The following is a 17,041-nucleotide window of genomic DNA, read 5'->3' as shown; positions in this document are numbered from 1 at the left end:
CAATTCCGGTGGTGGACGGGGGCGGGCGAACCGACTAAGCCCAGTCGCTTGAGACCGACGGTCGCGGCGGCGGGGCACCTCACACATGCTGGGCATTCACGAAATCTGGCTCTTCATCCTGTCGGGCATGCTGCTCAACATCACGCCGGGGCCCGATACGGTCTATGTGATCGGCCGCAGCATGCAGATGGGCTGGCGCGGCGGCGCGGCGGCGGCATTCGGCATCAGTTGCGGCTGCTTTTTCCATGTCGCGGGCGCAGCGATCGGCCTCTCGGCCCTGCTGATGACCTCGTCGACCGCATTCTCGATCCTGAAGCTGGTCGGCGCGGCCTATCTCGTCCTGACCGGGCTCCAGATGCTGTGGTCGCGGCCGGCGCTGGTGGCGGTCAAGGACGAGGTCGGGCGAAGCTCGCTGCGGCGGGTCTTCCTCCAGGGCGTCTTCACGAACGCGCTCAATCCCAAGGTCGCGCTGTTCTTCCTGGCGTTCCTGCCTCAATTCGTCGCAGCCGACGCGCCACACAAGCCGCTCGCCTTCCTGACGCTCGGCCTGATCTTCATCTCTACGGGCACGCTGTGGTGCCTGGTGCTGGCGGCGTTCGCGGCCAAGGCCGCCCACCGGCTGCGGCAATCCGAGGGCGTGATCGCGTGGGTCAACCGTGCCCTGGGCGGCCTCTTTATCTATCTCGGCATCCGCGTCGCCATGCTGGAGACCCGATAGCTCATCCGAACGGATGAGTGGATCTCGCGTCAGGCGAATTCCTTCGCCAGCGCGCTGCCGGCGAGATAGACGCCCAGCAAAATCATCGCGACCAGGAACCAGCGGCGAAACGCCTCTGCCGGCATGCGCGCCCGCACCGACTGTCCCACGAACATGCCGGCAAAGGCCATGGCCATGGCGACCGCGCCCGGCACGGCATTGGCCGGCGTCAGCAATCCGCCGGCGGTCAGGTTGAAGGCGAGCGCCAGCGTTGCGGTGGTGAAGAACACGCCGAGTGCCTGCACCAGCTCGTCCTTCTCCATGCCGATCGCCTGCATGAACGGCATCGAGGGGATGACCTGCACGCCTGTCGAGGCCGAGATCACGCCGGTGATCACGCCGACCACGCCGCCGACCCATTTCTCGCTCTCAGGTGCGACGTGGAACTTGATTTTGCTGAGGCCGATGATGGCGTAGATCACCAGCAGGACGCCGAGCACCACGGTGCCGTAGCGGGCATAGGGGCCGGTCAGCGCGCCGGCATTGAGCCAGCAACCGATCACGGTGCCGATCATCAGCGGCCACAACCGCCTCAGGATGTCGCGCAAATGGGGGCCGACAAACGTCTGCCAGATGTTGGTGACGATGGCGGGCACGATCACGATCGCGATCGCGCGGCTGGGCGCCATGTTCACCGCGAGCAGGCCCATGGAGACCGTCGGCAGGCCGAGCCCGACGACGCCCTTGACGAATCCGGCGACCAGGAAGACGGCGGCGATGAGAATGAGAAGCGGGTCAATCATGACCTGCACATTGACCGAAGCCGCGCCGAGGCACAATCTGGAGGTTACGGAGATAGCCTTCGCAGATAGCGAAGGCTAAGTTTGGAGGAAGCAACCTTGCGCTTCGATCTCGTCGATCTCCAGCTCTTCATTGCAGTCGCCGACCAGCGCAGCATCACCCGGGGCGCGGAGCGCTCGCATCTGGCGCTGGCCTCGGCGAGCGCGCGGATCAAGGGGCTCGAGGATGCGCTCGGCGTCGCCTTGCTCAAGCGCGGGCGGCGCGGCGTTGAGCTGACCGCGGCCGGCGAGAGCCTGCTCGACCATGCCCGGCTCGTGATCCACCAGATCGACGCCATGCGTGGCGATCTCGCGGGCTTTGCCAGCGGCGTGCGCGCCAGCGTGCACTTCCTGGCCAACACGTCGGGCCTGTCGGAGCATCTGCCAAAAGCGCTCGCCGGCTTCCTGCGCGAGCATCGCGACGTCGCCATCGACATCGAGGAGCGCGAGAGCACCGACATCGCGGCCGCGATCACCGCCGGCGCCGCCGATCTCGGTTTTGCCGCCGAGCACGCGCTCCCTGATCACATCGAGCGTTTCGTGTTCAGCGAAGATCGTTTGACTCTGGTGACGTCGAAGCGTGGTCCGTTCGCCGGCCGCCGCCAGATCGATTTCCAGGAGGCCAATGCTTGCGAATTCGTCGGTCTGACCAGCGCCACCGCGCTTCAAATGCATATTTCAAAGCACGCCGCCCGGCTCGGCATGCGCCCGCATTTCCGCGCGCGGCTGCGCGATTTCGACGCGATCTGCCAACTGGTCGCAGCCGATGTCGGCGTTGCGCTCGTGCCCGAAGCCGCTGCCCGCCGCTGCGCCAAACTGATGCCGCTCGCCATCGTCCGCCTGCGCGACGCCTGGGCCAACCGGAGACTCGTGATCTGCGCGCGCAGCTTCAAGGCGCTGCCGCGGCCGGCCAAGATGCTGGTGGAGCATTTGCGCGCGGCCGCGGTGTAAAGCGGTGCGGGCGCCACACCGGTGGTGCGCTCCCTCTCCCGCTTGCGGGAGAGGGTCGGGGAGAGGGTGTCTCCGCACGGGGAGATTCCCCAAGAGGAGAGAGCCCTCACCCGCCGCGCTCTACGAGCGCGTCGACCTCTCCCGCAAGCGGGAGAGGTGTAGAGCCACTTACTTCGCCGTCTCCACGCCGGCGTCCTTGATCACCTTCGCCCATTTCGCGGTCTCGTCCGCAATGAATGCGCGAAAATGCTCCGGCTCGTCGCCGATCAGCGTCGCGCCATGCTGGGCGAGCTTTTCCTTCACCGCGGGATCCGCCATGGCCTTGGTCGCGAGATCATGCAGCGCGGTGACGATTTCCTTCGGCGTGCCCTTGGGCGCGACCATGCCGTACCAGTTCTCGATGCGCAGATCAGGAAATCCCGCTTCCTTCGTGGTCGGCACGTCGGGTGCAGTCGGGGCACGCTCCACTGAGCCGACCGCGATCGGCTTCAGGGCGCCGGCCTTGACCTGCTGCAGCAGCACCGGGAGGTCGAGGAACGTCATTTGCACCTGCTGGCCCAAGAGATCGTTCACCGCAGGCGCGGCGCCACGATAGGGCACATGCACGATGTCGATCCTGGCGGTCAGCTTGAACAATTCGCCGGCGAGATGCGGCAGGCTGCCGGGGCCGGAGGAGGCGAAGTTGAGCTTTCCGGGCTGAGCCTTGGCGAGCGCAATCAACTCGCCGATGTCCTTGGCGGGGACGTTGGTGGCGACAACCAGCATTTCCGGTACGGTCGCCACCAGCGTCACCGGCGTCAGGTCACTGAGCGTATCGTAAGCGACTTTCTCCATGCTCGGGCTGATCGCGAGCGCGCCGGCAGATGAGATGGCGATGGTATAGCCGTCGGGCGCGCTCTTGGCGCCCGCGTCAGTACCGAGCACGCCGCCCTGGCCGCCGCGATTGTCGATCAGCACCGGCTGGCCCGCCAGTTCCGACATGCGCTGGCCGACGACACGGGCGATGATGTCGTTGGGGCCGCCGGCCGGGAACGGGACGATCAGCTTGATCGGTTTTGCCGGAAAATTCTGAGCCGCCGCCACCGACGGCAGCAGCAGAAACAATCCCAAGAACAATTCCAATAACAATTCAACGAGAAGCCTGCGTGAGATGATCATGCAAGCCTCCCGCTCGCGCTTGTTATTGGTTCAGAAGTTTGAGTGCTTCTTCGTGAACCCTGGCGTCGCCGGCCGCGACGATGCGGCCGCCGCCCTGGGCAGGCTTGCCTTCCCAGGTGGTGACGACGCCGCCGGCGCCGGTCACGATCGGGATCAGGGCTGCGATGTCGTAAGGCTTCAGCTCGGTCTCGACCACGAGATCGACGTGGCCGGCCGCAAGCATGCAATAGGAATAGCAATCGCCGCCATAGCGCGACAGACGCGCAGCCCCCTCGATCCGGCCGAAAATGGCGCGGTCGCGTTCGTTCATCAGCAGCGGGCTGGTGGTGTAGGTCGTCGCCTCCGACAGCGAGCCGCAGCGGCGAACCTGCAACCGGCGCTCGCCGGAGGGGCCTTTATAATTGGCCGATCCGTTGTCGCCGGAAAAGCGCTCGCCGATGAAGGGCTGGTGCATCATGCCGTACACCGGCGTGCCCCTGTGCAAGAGCGCGATCAGCGTGCCCCAGATCGGAAAGCCGCCGATGAAGGACTTTGTACCGTCGATGGGGTCGAGCACCCAGACATAGTCGGCGTCCTCGCGCTCATTGCCGAATTCCTCGCCGACGATGCCGTGCTGGGGGAAGCTGGCCTTGATCAGACGCCGCATCACCGCCTCGGCCGCGCGGTCGGCTTCCGTGACCGGATCGAAATCCTTGGTCTTGCTCTTGTCGTCGATCGACAGCGAGGTGCGGAAGAACGGCAGGATGGTTTCGCCGGAGGCTGTGGCAAGCCGTCCGATGAAGGCTGAGAAGTCGATCACCGTCACGGCGCATCCTCAAAACGAAAGTCGGGTGAAGTTCGCATCTGCCTAGCTCAAATCGGCAGGATCTTGCAGCGCTGTCTTGATTTTGCACCCTGGTATTTTGGATGCGGATACCGGTTGCCCCATCCGAGCCATATGCCGGCCAAATATCGAACATCAAATTGAAAACTTAGTTCCGAATATGCCTTGTTCGTATGCAAATGACTATCAACCCATTGAATTTCCTTATCAAAGAAACTGAATCTGGGTTTCTCAGGAAGCAAATGAGCTATGTGTTTTTGCATGGGAAACGGCTCAAAAGCCCTTGCACTTTGTGCGGCGCGGCCGCATATTGTTGCGGTGCGGTAGCGCTTCTCGCGTTACCGCTGCCCTCCTTGGGCGTTTCCTCCCTAGACTTGGGCCGCTTCTTCATCAGAAGCGGCCCTTTTTTCTTTGGGTCTCTGTTTTCAGTTTGGCGCGCATACGCTTGCGAAGCGAAAACGCATTCGCACCTCTCGCAGAGAGCGCGATCGTTCGAGAAAGAGTCGCGTCTATTCCGCCGCGGCCTGGAACGGGCCGAGATCGCCGAACGGGATCGTGGTCGCCAGCACGTCGGCGAGGACGCCGAAGTCGCTTGCCACTTGCGCAAAGCGCGGGCCGCGCTCGCGGCGGCGCTCGTCCATGTAGATCGCCCGATTGAGCTCGAGCTGCACCGTGTGCAGGCCGCTCGCCGGGTTGCCGTAGTGCTCGGTGATGAAGCCGCCGGCGTAGGGTTTGTTGCGGCCGATCGAATAGCCGAGCCCGGTCATGGTTTCCTCGACACGGTCGGGTAGCAGCGGCGTGCAGCTGGTGCCGTAGCGGTCGCCGATGACGATGTCGGGCCGGCGCGGCTCGTCTCGAGAGACGCCGACCGACGGCATCGAATGGCAGTCGACCAGCATCACGGTGCCGAACATCTGGTGCACCTTGTTGATCAGCCGGCGCAGCGCGCGATGGTAGGGCTTGTACAGCGTCTCGATCCGCGCCAGCGCCTCGTCGACCACGATGCGGTCGCGATAGATCTCCTGGCCGTCGCCGACCACGCGTGGAATGGTCCCGAGCCCGCCCGCGACCCGCATCGAGCGCGTGTTGGCAAAGCTCGGCAGCCGCCCGGTGAACATCCGGGGGTCGAGCTCATAGGGCTCGCGATTGACGTCGACATAGGAGCGGGGAAAGTTCACCCGCACGGTCGGAAAGCCGCGATCGCTCAAATGCCCGATCAACTCGTCCATGAAGGAATCTTCGGACCGCCGAAGTTGCGGCAGGTCGATCCGCGATGCGGCGAGGAATTCGTCCGGGTAGGTCGAGCCGGAATGCGGCGAGTTGAAGATAACGGGCGCGCGCCACTCGGCGGGCTCCACGATCTCGAAGGCTGGCGACCTGTCGCCGTCAAACCGGGTCATCTTCTCAGGCTTCGTCCCTTCGCGCCGCACGATCCAGCATCGGCCCTGGATCGAATGATTCGGCCGGTCGAGCGGCTCTTATGTGTCGTCATTGTCCGGAATCGCAACCATTCTGCCAAGCGAAAAGATGTGATCGGCACTGGAACATGTCTTAACCGTGTGGGCAGCGAGCCGGGGATGCATGGGCGCGGCTCGATTGCTTCGCGGCCCATTCCGGTTCACAACACCCCGGCAGCGCGGCCGTCCCAGGGTAAAGATTTTCACCCCAAATTTACCCTCTGTCGGGCTTAGTGACCTCTGCATATCCTCTGGGGATTCGACGTTCCTGCCATGCCAAAAATCCTGCTCGCCGAAGACGACAACGACATGCGCCGTTTCCTGGTCAAGGCGCTGGAAAACGCCGGTTTTCAGGTCTCGTCCCACGACAACGGCATGGCCGCCTATCAGCGGTTGCGGGAAGAGCCGTTCGAGATGCTCCTCACCGACATCGTGATGCCTGAGATGGACGGTATCGAGCTCGCCCGTCGGGCCTCGGAACTCGACCCCGACATCAAGATCATGTTCATCACCGGCTTCGCCGCGGTCGCCCTGAACTCGGATTCGGACGCCCCCAAGAACGCCAAGGTGCTGTCGAAGCCCGTTCACCTGCGCGAATTGGTGAGCGAAGTGAACAAGATGCTGGCGGCCTAAATTGGCGCCCTTCCGTCCTTGCACCGGCTCCCCCGAGCCGTTATAGGGACCCGACCCGATCTAGACGACATCTAGGGCGCGTAGCTCAGCGGGAGAGCACTACCTTGACATGGTAGGGGTCACAGGTTCGATCCCTGTCGCGCCCACCATCCTTCGCTCGCAAAGCGAGTGAAGGATGCCGCGCCGAAGCCCAAAGGGCGTAGGCGGGCCTCTATCCGCCAGCTACGGCTAGGCAAGCCAAGACCTTCGCTCGCGATAGCCGAGTGAAGGATGCCATGCTGGAGCCCAAAGGGCACAGGCGGGCCGCCGCCGCGCGCTTCGGCTAGGCAAGCCACGATCCATCAGCCTCAACGCGAAGCGTGTCCGGCGTAGCTCGAAGAGCGTAGACGGACTGGAGCGTCCAGCTCCGCCTCCTGGAACGCGCCACACGCTCCGGCATTGTTCCCGCATGCCCAAACCCTTCAAGCGCGGCGATCACGTCAGCTGGAATTCCGAGGCCGGCCGCGTCCGCGGCCATATCCGGCGCGTGCATATCAAGGACGTCGACTACAAGGGCTACGTCCACAACGCGACGCCAGACGATCCGCAATACGAGATCAAGAGCGACAAGACCGATCACGTCGCCCTGCACAAGGGCAAGGCGTTGCGGCTGCTGCGCTCCTGATCTCTCGCAGCTGCAAGCCCGCTCACGTCAGCGGCAACAAATGCTCCGGGATCGGCACTGGGGCTGCCGGCACGAGCGAGGCGACGGAGACGTGCGGCCAGGTCAGGCCGTTGAAATCCAGCATCACCTTCTGTGAATACTGGATCTGCGTCGTCGCCACCCGGACGCGGCCGCCGGCAAAACCCTTGTTCGGCACGAACGGAAGCGTGGCGACGAAGCTCGGCACCAGCGGCACCGTACCCTTCTGCAGCGGCTGCAGGATGATCGGCGGCTCGCCCGACGCGATGCGCGGCACGTCGATGTCGTAGATGACCGTCTCGATCCAGAACACGGCATCCATCTGGAACGCGTTGGCGTTGGCGCCATTGCCGCCGGGCGGCGGCACCGGCACGCCCTGCAGGAACGCGATGTTCGCGGTGCCGCCGGCGAAGTTCGGCGCCTGCGGATGCGGCCCGGCCGAAGGAACGGCCGGCAAGGGACCGCCTGATAGTGGCGTGCCGGGTTTGGTCGAGGTCTCGATGATGATGGTCTGGCTGATGGTCTGATGCGCGATCTGATGGCGCAGCACCGTGTTCGGATCGGTGATCATGGCCTGCGTCAGCTTGCCGGAGGCGATCAGCGCGGTGAGGTCCTGCGGCAGCCTGCGTGTCGTCTTGTTGGCCGCGGTCTGATTCTGGAACGTGAACTTGTTGGCCGGATTGCCGCCGAAGAACGGCGTGATGTCGATTGCCGCGATGGTCGGCTTGCCGGCGACGGCCGGCAGCGCGGTGCCTTGCGCGGTGATCGTCGTGCCGTGCGGAATTGAGGCCATGCGCGCGACGGTGAACGGTTCGTGCGGATTGGTGCTGCTCGGCACCGCGAGCCAGATGCCGGGCTCGAAGTGAATGCCGACCGGCGTCCCCGTGGTCACGTCGTTGATGGTCTGGAGATAAGGCACGCCGTTCAGGAAGGCATCCGCCTGCGGCCCCGAGCCGCGATTGGGAATCGAGCCGAGATTGTTCGAGAACGACATCGTCTCGTCGGTGAGATTCAGCTCCAGCACGTTGTCGGGCGGGTCGGTGGTGTTGATCGGCCCCGGCATCTGGGTCGGTGTCGTCGCGCTGTCGGGCCGGAAGATCGTGTTGAACCCTTGTCCCGTGAATGTGCCGGTGAAGGCCGACAGCGGCCCGAGCGTGGGTGGCAGGACGAGCGGCGCCGCAGCGGGAGCGACAGCGGCATGCGCGGCAGCCCTGAACACGCTATCGACCTGGTGGATGGAGAAGTTTGCGGTTCTGTTGAAGGTGCTGGTGAGTGGCTTGGGTTCGTCCATTGCCTACTCCAACTCTGTGTTCGAGAATGAATGATCGAAAATGGATACGGGGTCGTTCGTCCCATTCGCCTTGGTTACATCCTAAACACGATACAACCTAAACGGCGCTTCAAATGTGTTCCATTTCACAGGCGAAAGAGTCGCAGCGAGGAAAACGCTTGGCGTGAGCCGCTTGCGGCGCGGGCCCGATCAGGTGCACATCGAAGTATCGAAGACGAGCAGGATGCCCATGAGCATGTCGGTCATCGAACAGGCAAAAATCCAGGCGCAGGTCCTGGTACCGCTGGTCAAGGCGCTCCAGGCCGAGCTCGGCGAGGCGCGTGCGAACGCGCTGGTGCGCAAGACGCTCGGCGATCTCTATCGCCGCTTCGGCGTGGAGTTCTGGACAGCGAAGAACGAGGCCAATCTCGGCCAGGCCGTGGCCTGCACCGCCAACTTTGCGACGGCGGAAGGGTTCGGCCCCGACATCAGGCTCACGCGTACGCAGACCATCATGCAAGGCGCCGATCATTGCGACTTCCGCTACCGGCGCGTTGCGGACCAATCAAAGGGAAGGCAAAGTGAATGATGCGGACGATTTGTCTTGCCGTGGCGGTATTGGCGCTGATGGCATCATGCGCCGACGCCGCGATCGTCGACTGGCAGGCCGAACTGCAGCGCTGCCGCGCGCTGCGCGAGACCGTGGCGCCGCTGCTTCAGGCCGGTGAGGGCATCTCCGCCGTCGGCCGCTCCAATCGGTCCGTCCGCCGCTGCATCTGGATCCAGCGCATGGCGGTGCGCAAGAAAATCCCCGGCGCGGAGACGTGGTAACGCATCTCTCTCACCGTCCCCCTGAGGGGGCCGCCTCTTCAGCGGCCCTCGAAGGGCGACGGCCCGGCTGTTTCGGTCGGAAGCTTCATGATGTCAGCCTTTGACGGCGCCGGCCGTGAGCCCGGAGACGAGATAGCGGCGCACCGCGAGCGAGAAGATCAGCACCGGCGCCATCACCAGCGAGCCGCCGGCGGCGATCTTACCCCATTCCCAGCCTTCGTAGTTCATGAAGTTGACGACGGCGACCGGGGCGGTGCGCGCATTGGTGCGGGTCAGGATCAGTGCGAAGAAGAAGTCGTTCCAGGCGTAGAGGAAGCACAGGATCGCGGTCGCGGCGATGCCGGGCGTCACCATCGGCAGCACGATCTTGGCGAACACTGTGCGCGTTCGCGCGCCGTCGACCAGCGCCGCTTCCTCCAGCGACACCGGGATGGTGTCGAAGAACGGCTGCATCATCCAGATCACCAAGGGCAGGTTGAAGCTGGTGTAGACCAGGACGAGGCCGGTGATGGTGTCGAGCAGTCCGATCCAGCGGTAGAACAGGAAGAAGGGGATCGTGAAGGCGATCGGTGGCGCCATGCGCGTCACCAGGATGGCAAAGCTCAAGCCATGCTTGCCGCGGCCGGACCAGCGCGATAGCGCGTAGGCTGCGGGGACACCGAGCAGCAGCGCCAGCGCGGTCGAGAACGATGCGCTCAACAGGCTGTTGACGAAGGACGTCGAGAACGCGCTGTGCCAGAGCGAGACGTAATTCTCCAGCGTCGGCGTGAAGATCAGCGGCGGCGGGAATTGCAGGATCTCGTCGTTGGTCTTGAAACTCATCTGCAACAGCCAGAGGAATGGCGAGAGCAGGATGAGCAGCGTGACCGTAATCGCGATCAGCCGGCCGGGCGTGGCCTTGCGGAGGGACGACTCGCTCATGCCAGCGCCTCCCGGCGGCGGCCCATCCAGACCAGGCCCAGGCTGATGCCGCAGACCAACAGTAACATCACCACGGTGACCGCGCTGGAATAGCCGATCTCGTTGGTGTCAAAGGCGAGCAGGTATGCATAGTAGTTGGTGACTTCAGTGACGGTGCCGGGTCCGCCGCCGGTCAACAGGAAGATCAGCGGGAACGCCTTCACGCTGTCGATCAGGCGGAACATGCCGGAGATCACCAGGATCGGCGTGATGAAAGGCAGCGTCACGTACCAGAAGATCTGCAGCTTGCTGGCGCCGTCGACGAGGGCGGCTTCCGAATATTCGTCGGGAATGGTCTGCAGCGCGGCCAGCACCATCAGGAAGGTGAACGGCAGCCACTCCCAGGTGTCGGCGATGATGATCGACGTCAGCGCGAAGTCGACGCTCGAGGTCAGCGCCGGCAGGGTGACATGCAGCGCTTGCGCCGCGTAATAGAGCGGGCTGATGTCGGGCGCGTAGATCAGCTTCCAGATCACCGCGACCACGATCGGCGGCAGCACCATAGGGATCAGGAAGAAGGTGCGGGCGAATTCGACGAAGCGCGACGGCACGTTCAGCAGCAGCGCAAGCAGCATGCCGAGCAGCACCTGGAACAGCACGCTCGCGACCGACAGCTTGGCCTGCACGGCCAGCGAGTTGACGAAGCGGGGGTCGCCGGGCAGCAGGCGATAGTTGCGGAACGGCTCGCTGAAATCGGTGGCCGAGCCCGGCGTCGTCAGCTGGAACGGCGTCAGGCTGGTCACGATGAGATAGATCGCCGGCAGCACGGCGACCGCAAACAGCACGATCAGGCTCGGTGTGAGCGCCCAGGCGATGAACCTGCGGCGCTCACCGTCAATTCCGCTCTCGCTCAAAGTTTTGTCCCGGCGCGGCGGAGTGCGGCGATCGCCTGGTCCTGGGCCGCGTTCATCGCGTCCTTGGCGGGCAACTGGCCGGTGGCGACCTGCTCGAATGCCTTGTTGAGGACGTCGCCGACAACAGGAAATTCCTTCGACGTGCGATAGGCCATGTAGTTCTCGCCCTTGCCCGGCAGCTCCAGCACCTCGAGATAGAGCGCGCCGAGGTCCTGGCCGTTCACCGTGTTGAGCTTGCGATAGTCGTCGCTGGTGATGATCGAGCGGCGGCACACCGAGGAGTGACCGTGCTCCCTGACGAGCTTCATCGAGATCTCCGGGCTGAGCGCCCATTTGATGAATTCCCACGCGGCCTTCTGGTTCTTGGCGTTCTTGGGAATGCCGAGGCCCTGGCTGTTGGAGGCCGGATAGTCGTGCACCGGACCTGCGGGCGAGCGCACCACGCGCGAGGTGTCCTTCACCTTGCTCTCGTCCGAGAGCAGGATCGGCGTCACCCAGGCGCTGGAATGGATGAAGATGTTGGAGCGGCCGGTCAGCATCGACTGCCGCGCCTGGTCCTCGGTGTAGGTCAGAACGCCCTTCGGCGCGCTCTTCAGCAGGTTCGCATAGAACTCGACGCCCTGGATGGCTTCGGGCGCATTCAGCGCCGGCATGACGTCGCCGGGCGGATTCTTGAAGATGTTGCCGCCAAAGCCCTGGATGTAGGGTGGTAGATTCCAGTTGTGGAGGAACCACGACACCATGCCGTTGACGCCATCGGTGCCGTTGATCTCGGCGCAGACCTGCTGCAGCTCGGCGAAGGTCTTGGGGATCTTCAGTCCCTTCTTCTCCATCAGGTCCATGCGCGACAGCCCCATCAGCATCGCGCCGCCTTCCCAGGAATAGCCGAAGGTCGCCCCCTTGGCGTCGCGATAGGGCACCTGCGCGCCGTCGACGAAGTCTTTCGGATTCCACTCGGCCGGCGTCAAATTGGCATCGCCGGTGAATTCGTCGAGATTGGCGAGCAGGCCGGCCGCGATCCAGCGGGTCGCGAGCGTGAAGGTGACGTTGACGAAATCATAGGCCGAGCCGCCCGAGGACAGTTCGAGATTGGCCTGCTGGTTGTAGACCGGCAGGGCCGAGAGCTGGAGGTCGACCTTCATGCCGGTCTTTTCCTCGAACTCAGGAATGTACTTCTGCAGCAGCGTGAAGAAGCGGTGCTGGAACGAGGCGCCGTGCAGCGTCACCCCGGCAAACGGCTTTGTCTGCGCAATCAGCGGCGCCGGGAATGCCGCGAGTGCCGCGCCTGCGGCGCTTGCTTTCAGCAGTTTGCGGCGGGTGATCGAGCTCGCGCGCGATGCGTTCTTCATCTTTACCTCCCTCACTATTGTTGGCTGGCTTCAACGCGTCCGTCTGGTGCGGACGTTCTCGTCCTCGGCGTCTTTCTTTTTTTGACGCGACATGGCCGAGACGATGTTCTGTTCGGTGAGATCCATCAGCTTGTGCATGGCCTGGCGCGCGCCGTCGGCGTTGCGCGCCCAGATCTCGTCGAGCACGGCGCGGTGATAGGGCAGGCTCTTCCGAGGCGCGCCTGGATTGGTGCTCGACAGATCGAACGACATCCGCAGCGCGGCGGCGACCGTCGCGCCAAAGGCGATCAAAAAGTCGTTGCCGGTGGCGATGAGAATGCCGCGGTGAAACTGAAGGTCCGGCTCGGCATAGGCGACGCGGTCCATGCCGGCCGCATCCATGCCGCGATAGGCGCGCTCGATCCGGGCAAAGTCTTCGTCGGTGCCGCGGACTGCGCAAATGGCGCAGGCCTCCGGCTCGACGATGCGGCGAACCTCGAGGATCTGCTTGGCGAACTCCTGCGTCGGCAACGCCGACAGCGTCCAGTTCAACAGCTCCTCGTCGAGCATGTTCCAGTCGAACCGCGCCCGCACATGCGTGCCGGCCTTCTGCTTCGAGGCGATCAGCCCCTTGGCCTTGAGCAGCGACAGCGCCTCGCGAAGGGAGGCGCGGCTGACATCGAAGCGGGACGCCAGCTCGATCTCGCGCGGCAGCGTCGTGCCCTCGCGCCAAACGCCGGTCAGGATCAGCCGCGCCACTTCGCGGGCGATCGACCGAGGGCTGTCCTTGCTAGCAGATTTTGCCACGTTGATCCCGGTCCGATGGAATAAAATGTCTGATTTATTTCGAGCTCTGACAAAATGGTGCGATAAATTGTGCCACTGACCGAGGATAATCAAATCCATGCTGGTTTGACAAGAATTATTATGTCAGACATATTTTCTATTGGCTCAATGCCGCGCAGGACAAAACAACCGTGACAAAGCCCCACATCATCCTGGTCATGACCGACCAGCAACGCTTCGACACGATCGCGGCGACGGGCCATCCCTATATGAAGACGCCGAATCTCGACCGCCTGGTGCGCGAGGGCGTCTATTTCGACAATTGCTTCATCAACGCGCCGAGCTGCGTGCCCTCGCGCGCCGCGCTGTTCTCCGGCCTCTATCCGCATGCGTCGGGCGTGCTGAAGAACGGGCAGCACTGGCAGAAGACCTGGGTGAGCAATCTCGGCGACGCCGGCTATCACTGCGTCAATGTCGGCAAGATGCACACCATCCCCTATGACGCGAAGGCCGGCTTTCACGAGCGCTTCGTGGTCGAGAACAAGGACCGCTTCCTCGAGGGCCGCTGGTTCGCCGACGAGCTCGACAAGGCCTTTGCCGCGCACAAGCTGACAAAGCCGTCGCGCGCCGGCTATCGCAGCCTGCCGGACTATGGCGACCGCATGGGCGCCTTCACCTGGGAGATGCCGAAATCGCTGCATCCGGACATCTTCGTCGCGGAAACCGCGATGTGGTGGCTCGAGACGCGTCCCAAGCCCGACGCGCTGTTCATGCAGATCGGTTTGCCCGGACCGCATCCGCCCTACGATCCCTTGCCGGAATATCTGGAGCACTATCTCGCCCGCAACGATCTTCCGGTGCCGCAGCCGACCGAGGCCGAGATCGAGGGGCTGCCGGCGTACCTGAAAGAAAAGCGCCGCCACGACACCGAGGTCGACCACGACGCGGTGTCATGGAAGCTCGCGCCGACGCACGAAGAGATGCGCCGCCTGCGCGCGCATTATTATGCCAACGTCACCATGATCGACGAGCAGATCGGCCGCCTGCTGACGACGCTGGAGGACAAGGGCTATCTCGACAATTGCGTCGTGATCTTCATGTCGGACCATGGCGACAATCTCGGCGAGCACGGCCTCAGCCAGAAGTGGTCGATGTACGAGCCGGTCACCCGCATCCCGCTGCTGTTCTGGTCGCCGAACCTCTTCCCCGGCGGCCGCCGTATCCGCGAAAAGTGCCAGCTGTTCGATCTTGCGCCGACCATTCTGGATCTCGCCGGCGCAGAGCATCCAAAGCCGTTCCAGGCCCGCAGCCTGCTGCCGGCGCTCAAGGGCGAGGAATGGACCGGCCGCGACTTCGTGTTCTCCGAGCAGGCCGGCGACGTCGCCATGACTGGAGCCCGGCTCATCACCATGGTGCGCGACAACAGATGGAAGGTGGTGTTCATTCACGGCGCCGAGGACGGACAGCTGTTCGATCTCGCGGGCGATCCGCTCGAACAGCACAATCTCTGGGGCGTGCCCGAGCACGCCGGTGAGATCAACCGCCTCAAGGACGCCTTCATCGACTGGCGGCAGAACAGCCTGCTCGAGACGATGGATCTCAACGCCGCGGCGCGCTAGGCGCTTCACACCAGATATTTCTTCACCGCCGTCTCGTCCCATTCAATGCCGTTGCCGGGCGCCTCGCTCGGCAGCGCAAAGCCGTCCTTGATCTTCAACCGTGTCGCCAGCACCGCGTCGGCCCAGTCGACATATTCGAGCCAATGCGCGGTCGGCGTCACGCAGAGCAGGTGCGCGCTGACCTCCGAGAACAGATGCGTCGACATCTCGATGCCGGTGGCGTGCGCCAGTGCTGCGGCGCGCAGCCAGCCGGAGACGCCGCCGATGCGCTGCACATCGGGCATCACGTAGTCGCACGCCTCCGCGGACAGCGCGGCCTGCATCGAAAACGCGCTGTCAAAGTTCTCGCCGATCTGCACCGGCGTGCGCAGTGCGTCCGCAATGCGGGCATTCCCGGCATAGTCGTCATGGCGGATCGGCTCCTCGATCCAGGTCAGGCCTTCGTCGTCGAGCATCTCGCCGCGGCGGATGGCCTCGGTGACGGTCAGCGCCTGGTTGTAGTCGCACATCAGCGTGACCTCATCGCCGACGGCATTGCGCACGGCGCGCACCACGGCGAGATCCTCGCGCGCATCGGGCCGGCCGACTCGGATTTTTGCGGCGTGAAAGCCCTCGGCCAGCAGCTTGTGAGCTTCCTCCACCGCGGCGGCCGCCGGCATGATGCCGAGCCCCTTCGAGTTGTAAGCCTTCACCGGCTTCGGTGCGCCGCCGAGCAGGCGTGCCAGCGGCAGGCCTCTGCTGCGCGCCAATGCATCCCAGGCCGCCATGTCGATGCCGGATTGCGCCAGCCTTTGTAGCCCGGCGAGTCCGAGCAGCGTGAAGCGCTGGGTCAGCTTGCGCTCGATCTCGAACGGCAGCAGTTCGTCGCCCACGAGCAGCTCCGACATTTCCACGACCATCGCCGTCAGCGGTTTCAGAGCAGAAGGGGTGATGGAAAACAGATAGGCATGCCCCTGCACGCCGTGGTCGGTCTCACAGTCGATCAGCACCAGCGGCGCCTTGTCGATCGCACCGGTGCTGGTCTGCAGTGCCAGGTTCATCGGCACGATCACGGGCCGCACAAAAATGCGCGCGATGCGAAGGGTCTCGGTCATGGCTCGCTCCGTCTTGGGTGCAAGAGCTTGGGCGCAAGAGTTTAGACCGGCAGCGCCACCGATGCCCATCTGCTCATTGATCTTGTCGATCAAAAGCCGTTCGCGGTCTGCCCGTCCACACGCGCATCATTCCTGTAGATATGACGATTGTGTGTATTGACATGATCGAGAAAATTTTTGGCGAGAGTCGCAAATCGAACGGACACTTCGCAATTTCGTCGCGCATACTCGTGTCCGGGCTGGATGCTCAACAGACAACTGATCGAACACAGAGGCGGGATAAATCCTCGCCTCCACGCGCTCTCGTGACGCAATGCAGCGTCGCGAGGAATGGTTTCGTTTGAGCGGAATGGTTTCGTTTGAGCGGAATGGTTTCGTTTGAGAAGGAGTTGGTGCCGTGAGTGAAAGTGAAGTGAAGATCGCGCCAAATGGAGCGAATGGTTTTGCGACGCCGTTGTTCGGATTCCCGAAGATCGAGTTGCCTGCTGTGATCGGCGAACTCGCAGAGCAGAGCGTCGCCCGCGCAAAGCAAGGCTGCGAGCGGATCAAGATCGCATCGGAAGAGATGGCGGACACGTTCCGTGAGACATACTCAAGCCATGCAAGGAGCGCGACAGACTATGGGCTCAAGCTTTTGGAGATCTCGAACGCAAATACGTCCGCAACGATGGATTTCTTCGCCGATCTTTTGGGCAGCAAATCGGCGACCGATGTCGTCACCTTGACGGCGGCGCAATCGCGCAAGGTCTTCGACGCTGCATCCGCCCAGAACAGGGAATTGTGGAAGCTTGCTGAGAAGCTGACGATGGAAACGAGCGAGCCGATCAAGAAACACTTTGCCAAGGCCCTTGAGAAAGCCGGCTGAAAAAGCGGCACTCCAGGTTCGTCCAAGAGGGAACCGCCGGTTGGAATAAGCCCCGCCACGAGCATGCGCCCCATGCTCGGTCAACAACGGGCAGGTGCACGATGCCCCCCAAGTAACTGCACCTCAAGAGGCGCATTCCAACCGGCCGGTCGTTTGCTTCGAAAACCAGCAAAAGCCAAGTCATGGGAGGCTCA

Annotated in this window: 18 protein-coding genes and 1 tRNA gene; 9 read left to right on the top strand and 10 right to left on the bottom strand. The window is 63.5% G+C overall.

Annotation, left to right across the window (positions count from 1 at the left end; genetic code table 11):
* Positions 1 to 85: 85 nt before the first annotated feature.
* Positions 86 to 718: a LysE family translocator gene (locus tag YUA_RS0109785; protein WP_027530519.1), complete on the top strand. Its 633-nt coding sequence runs from the start codon at positions 86 to 88 to the stop codon at positions 716 to 718.
* 29 nt (positions 719 to 747) lie between these two features.
* Here the strand turns inward: YUA_RS0109785 and YUA_RS0109780 are convergent, their stop codons facing one another.
* Positions 748 to 1,500, bottom strand: coding sequence for a sulfite exporter TauE/SafE family protein (locus YUA_RS0109780; RefSeq protein ID WP_027530518.1), 753 nt, complete (start codon positions 1,498 to 1,500; stop codon positions 748 to 750).
* A gap of 96 nt (positions 1,501 to 1,596) precedes the next feature.
* Between YUA_RS0109780 and YUA_RS0109775 the strand changes: the two genes are divergently transcribed.
* Positions 1,597 to 2,487: a LysR substrate-binding domain-containing protein gene (locus YUA_RS0109775; protein ID WP_027530517.1), complete on the top strand. Its 891-nt coding sequence runs from the start codon at positions 1,597 to 1,599 to the stop codon at positions 2,485 to 2,487.
* A 168-nt stretch (positions 2,488 to 2,655) separates the two neighbouring features.
* On the opposite strand, the gene YUA_RS0109770 is transcribed toward YUA_RS0109775, so the two are convergent.
* The 3 genes from YUA_RS0109770 to YUA_RS0109760 all read right to left on the bottom strand — a co-directional run bounded on the left by YUA_RS0109770 (position 2,656) and on the right by YUA_RS0109760 (position 5,868).
* Positions 2,656 to 3,645, bottom strand: a complete 990-nt coding sequence (locus YUA_RS0109770) for a tripartite tricarboxylate transporter substrate binding protein (protein WP_051383135.1) — start codon at positions 3,643 to 3,645, stop codon at positions 2,656 to 2,658.
* 22 nt (positions 3,646 to 3,667) lie between these two features.
* Positions 3,668 to 4,450 (bottom strand): histidinol-phosphatase, encoded by a 783-nt coding sequence (gene hisN, locus YUA_RS0109765; protein WP_027530515.1) that lies wholly within the window; start codon positions 4,448 to 4,450, stop codon positions 3,668 to 3,670.
* Between the two features lie 527 nt (positions 4,451 to 4,977).
* The gene (locus YUA_RS0109760; RefSeq protein ID WP_027530514.1) at positions 4,978 to 5,868 is read right to left on the bottom strand and encodes an N-formylglutamate amidohydrolase; all 891 of its coding nucleotides are present in this window, start codon (positions 5,866 to 5,868) and stop codon (positions 4,978 to 4,980) included.
* Positions 5,869 to 6,198: 330 nt separating this feature from the next.
* On the opposite strand from YUA_RS0109760, the gene cpdR reads away from it, so the two are divergent.
* The 3 genes from cpdR (at position 6,199) to YUA_RS0109745 (ending at position 7,222) form a co-directional block, all read left to right on the top strand.
* The gene (cpdR, locus tag YUA_RS0109755) at positions 6,199 to 6,558 is read left to right on the top strand and encodes a cell cycle two-component system response regulator CpdR (RefSeq protein WP_007597092.1); all 360 of its coding nucleotides are present in this window, start codon (positions 6,199 to 6,201) and stop codon (positions 6,556 to 6,558) included.
* Between the two features lie 74 nt (positions 6,559 to 6,632).
* A tRNA-Val gene (locus YUA_RS0109750) sits at positions 6,633 to 6,707 on the top strand.
* A 299-nt stretch (positions 6,708 to 7,006) separates the two neighbouring features.
* Positions 7,007 to 7,222 (top strand): DUF2945 domain-containing protein, encoded by a 216-nt coding sequence (locus YUA_RS0109745; RefSeq protein WP_027530513.1) that lies wholly within the window; start codon positions 7,007 to 7,009, stop codon positions 7,220 to 7,222.
* Positions 7,223 to 7,244: 22 nt separating this feature from the next.
* Here YUA_RS0109745 and YUA_RS0109740 read toward each other — a convergent pair whose 3' ends face one another.
* Positions 7,245 to 8,531 (bottom strand): heme-binding protein, encoded by a 1,287-nt coding sequence (locus YUA_RS0109740; protein ID WP_027530512.1) that lies wholly within the window; start codon positions 8,529 to 8,531, stop codon positions 7,245 to 7,247.
* A gap of 229 nt (positions 8,532 to 8,760) precedes the next feature.
* On the opposite strand from YUA_RS0109740, the gene YUA_RS0109735 reads away from it, so the two are divergent.
* Both YUA_RS0109735 and YUA_RS43760 read left to right on the top strand, forming a co-directional pair.
* Positions 8,761 to 9,099 (top strand): L-2-amino-thiazoline-4-carboxylic acid hydrolase, encoded by a 339-nt coding sequence (locus YUA_RS0109735; RefSeq protein ID WP_027530511.1) that lies wholly within the window; start codon positions 8,761 to 8,763, stop codon positions 9,097 to 9,099.
* Positions 9,096 to 9,341, top strand: coding sequence for a hypothetical protein (locus tag YUA_RS43760; RefSeq protein ID WP_035970764.1), 246 nt, complete (start codon positions 9,096 to 9,098; stop codon positions 9,339 to 9,341). The genes YUA_RS0109735 and YUA_RS43760 overlap by 4 nt, the downstream gene beginning before the upstream one ends.
* A 93-nt stretch (positions 9,342 to 9,434) precedes the next feature.
* Here the strand turns inward: YUA_RS43760 and YUA_RS0109725 are convergent, their stop codons facing one another.
* The 4 genes from YUA_RS0109725 to YUA_RS43755 are packed head-to-tail and all read right to left on the bottom strand — an operon-like array spanning position 9,435 to position 13,290.
* Positions 9,435 to 10,262 carry a carbohydrate ABC transporter permease gene (locus tag YUA_RS0109725; RefSeq protein ID WP_027530510.1) on the bottom strand — a complete coding sequence of 276 codons (828 nt, stop codon included), beginning with the start codon at positions 10,260 to 10,262 and terminating at the stop codon, positions 9,435 to 9,437.
* Positions 10,259 to 11,155, bottom strand: coding sequence for a carbohydrate ABC transporter permease (locus YUA_RS0109720; protein ID WP_027530509.1), 897 nt, complete (start codon positions 11,153 to 11,155; stop codon positions 10,259 to 10,261). The genes YUA_RS0109725 and YUA_RS0109720 overlap by 4 nt, the downstream gene beginning before the upstream one ends.
* Positions 11,152 to 12,504 carry an ABC transporter substrate-binding protein gene (locus YUA_RS0109715; RefSeq protein WP_027530508.1) on the bottom strand — a complete coding sequence of 451 codons (1,353 nt, stop codon included), beginning with the start codon at positions 12,502 to 12,504 and terminating at the stop codon, positions 11,152 to 11,154. Before YUA_RS0109715 ends, YUA_RS0109720 begins: the two co-directional genes overlap by 4 nt.
* A gap of 30 nt (positions 12,505 to 12,534) precedes the next feature.
* On the bottom strand, positions 12,535 to 13,290 hold the full coding sequence (locus YUA_RS43755; RefSeq protein WP_198029394.1) for a FadR/GntR family transcriptional regulator: 756 nt from the start codon (positions 13,288 to 13,290) through the stop codon (positions 12,535 to 12,537).
* 170 nt (positions 13,291 to 13,460) lie between these two features.
* Between YUA_RS43755 and YUA_RS0109705 the strand changes: the two genes are divergently transcribed.
* Positions 13,461 to 14,888, top strand: a complete 1,428-nt coding sequence (locus YUA_RS0109705) for a sulfatase (protein WP_027530507.1) — start codon at positions 13,461 to 13,463, stop codon at positions 14,886 to 14,888.
* 5 nt (positions 14,889 to 14,893) lie between these two features.
* Here YUA_RS0109705 and YUA_RS0109700 read toward each other — a convergent pair whose 3' ends face one another.
* The gene (locus YUA_RS0109700; RefSeq protein WP_027530506.1) at positions 14,894 to 15,982 is read right to left on the bottom strand and encodes an enolase C-terminal domain-like protein; all 1,089 of its coding nucleotides are present in this window, start codon (positions 15,980 to 15,982) and stop codon (positions 14,894 to 14,896) included.
* Between the two features lie 412 nt (positions 15,983 to 16,394).
* Here YUA_RS0109700 and YUA_RS0109695 point away from each other — a divergent pair, with 412 nt between their 5' ends.
* Positions 16,395 to 16,847, top strand: coding sequence for a phasin family protein (locus YUA_RS0109695; RefSeq protein WP_027530505.1), 453 nt, complete (start codon positions 16,395 to 16,397; stop codon positions 16,845 to 16,847).
* Positions 16,848 to 17,041: the final 194 nt, after the last annotated feature.

The sequence above is a fragment of the Bradyrhizobium sp. WSM3983 genome (assembly GCF_000473045.1).
In the GTDB taxonomy this organism is placed as follows: Bacteria; Pseudomonadota; Alphaproteobacteria; order Rhizobiales; family Xanthobacteraceae; genus Bradyrhizobium.
The sequence above is the reverse complement of the archived record's forward strand: the minus strand, read 5'-3'. Positions and strand labels throughout refer to the sequence as shown.

Coding starts and splice junctions, on each gene's coding strand:
- YUA_RS0109760 (WP_027530514.1), bottom strand. CDS start 5,868: ATGACCCGGTTTGACGGCGACAGGTCGCCAGCCTTCGAGATCGTGGAG.
- YUA_RS0109770 (WP_051383135.1), bottom strand. CDS start 3,645: ATGATCATCTCACGCAGGCTTCTCGTTGAATTGTTATTGGAATTGTTC.
- YUA_RS0109785 (WP_027530519.1), top strand. CDS start 86: ATGCTGGGCATTCACGAAATCTGGCTCTTCATCCTGTCGGGCATGCTG.
- YUA_RS43760 (WP_035970764.1), top strand. CDS start 9,096: ATGATGCGGACGATTTGTCTTGCCGTGGCGGTATTGGCGCTGATGGCA.
- YUA_RS0109745 (WP_027530513.1), top strand. CDS start 7,007: ATGCCCAAACCCTTCAAGCGCGGCGATCACGTCAGCTGGAATTCCGAG.
- YUA_RS0109715 (WP_027530508.1), bottom strand. CDS start 12,504: ATGAAGAACGCATCGCGCGCGAGCTCGATCACCCGCCGCAAACTGCTG.
- YUA_RS0109725 (WP_027530510.1), bottom strand. CDS start 10,262: ATGAGCGAGTCGTCCCTCCGCAAGGCCACGCCCGGCCGGCTGATCGCG.
- YUA_RS0109780 (WP_027530518.1), bottom strand. CDS start 1,500: ATGATTGACCCGCTTCTCATTCTCATCGCCGCCGTCTTCCTGGTCGCC.
- YUA_RS0109700 (WP_027530506.1), bottom strand. CDS start 15,982: ATGACCGAGACCCTTCGCATCGCGCGCATTTTTGTGCGGCCCGTGATC.
- YUA_RS0109735 (WP_027530511.1), top strand. CDS start 8,761: ATGAGCATGTCGGTCATCGAACAGGCAAAAATCCAGGCGCAGGTCCTG.
- cpdR (WP_007597092.1), top strand. CDS start 6,199: ATGCCAAAAATCCTGCTCGCCGAAGACGACAACGACATGCGCCGTTTC.
- YUA_RS0109740 (WP_027530512.1), bottom strand. CDS start 8,531: ATGGACGAACCCAAGCCACTCACCAGCACCTTCAACAGAACCGCAAAC.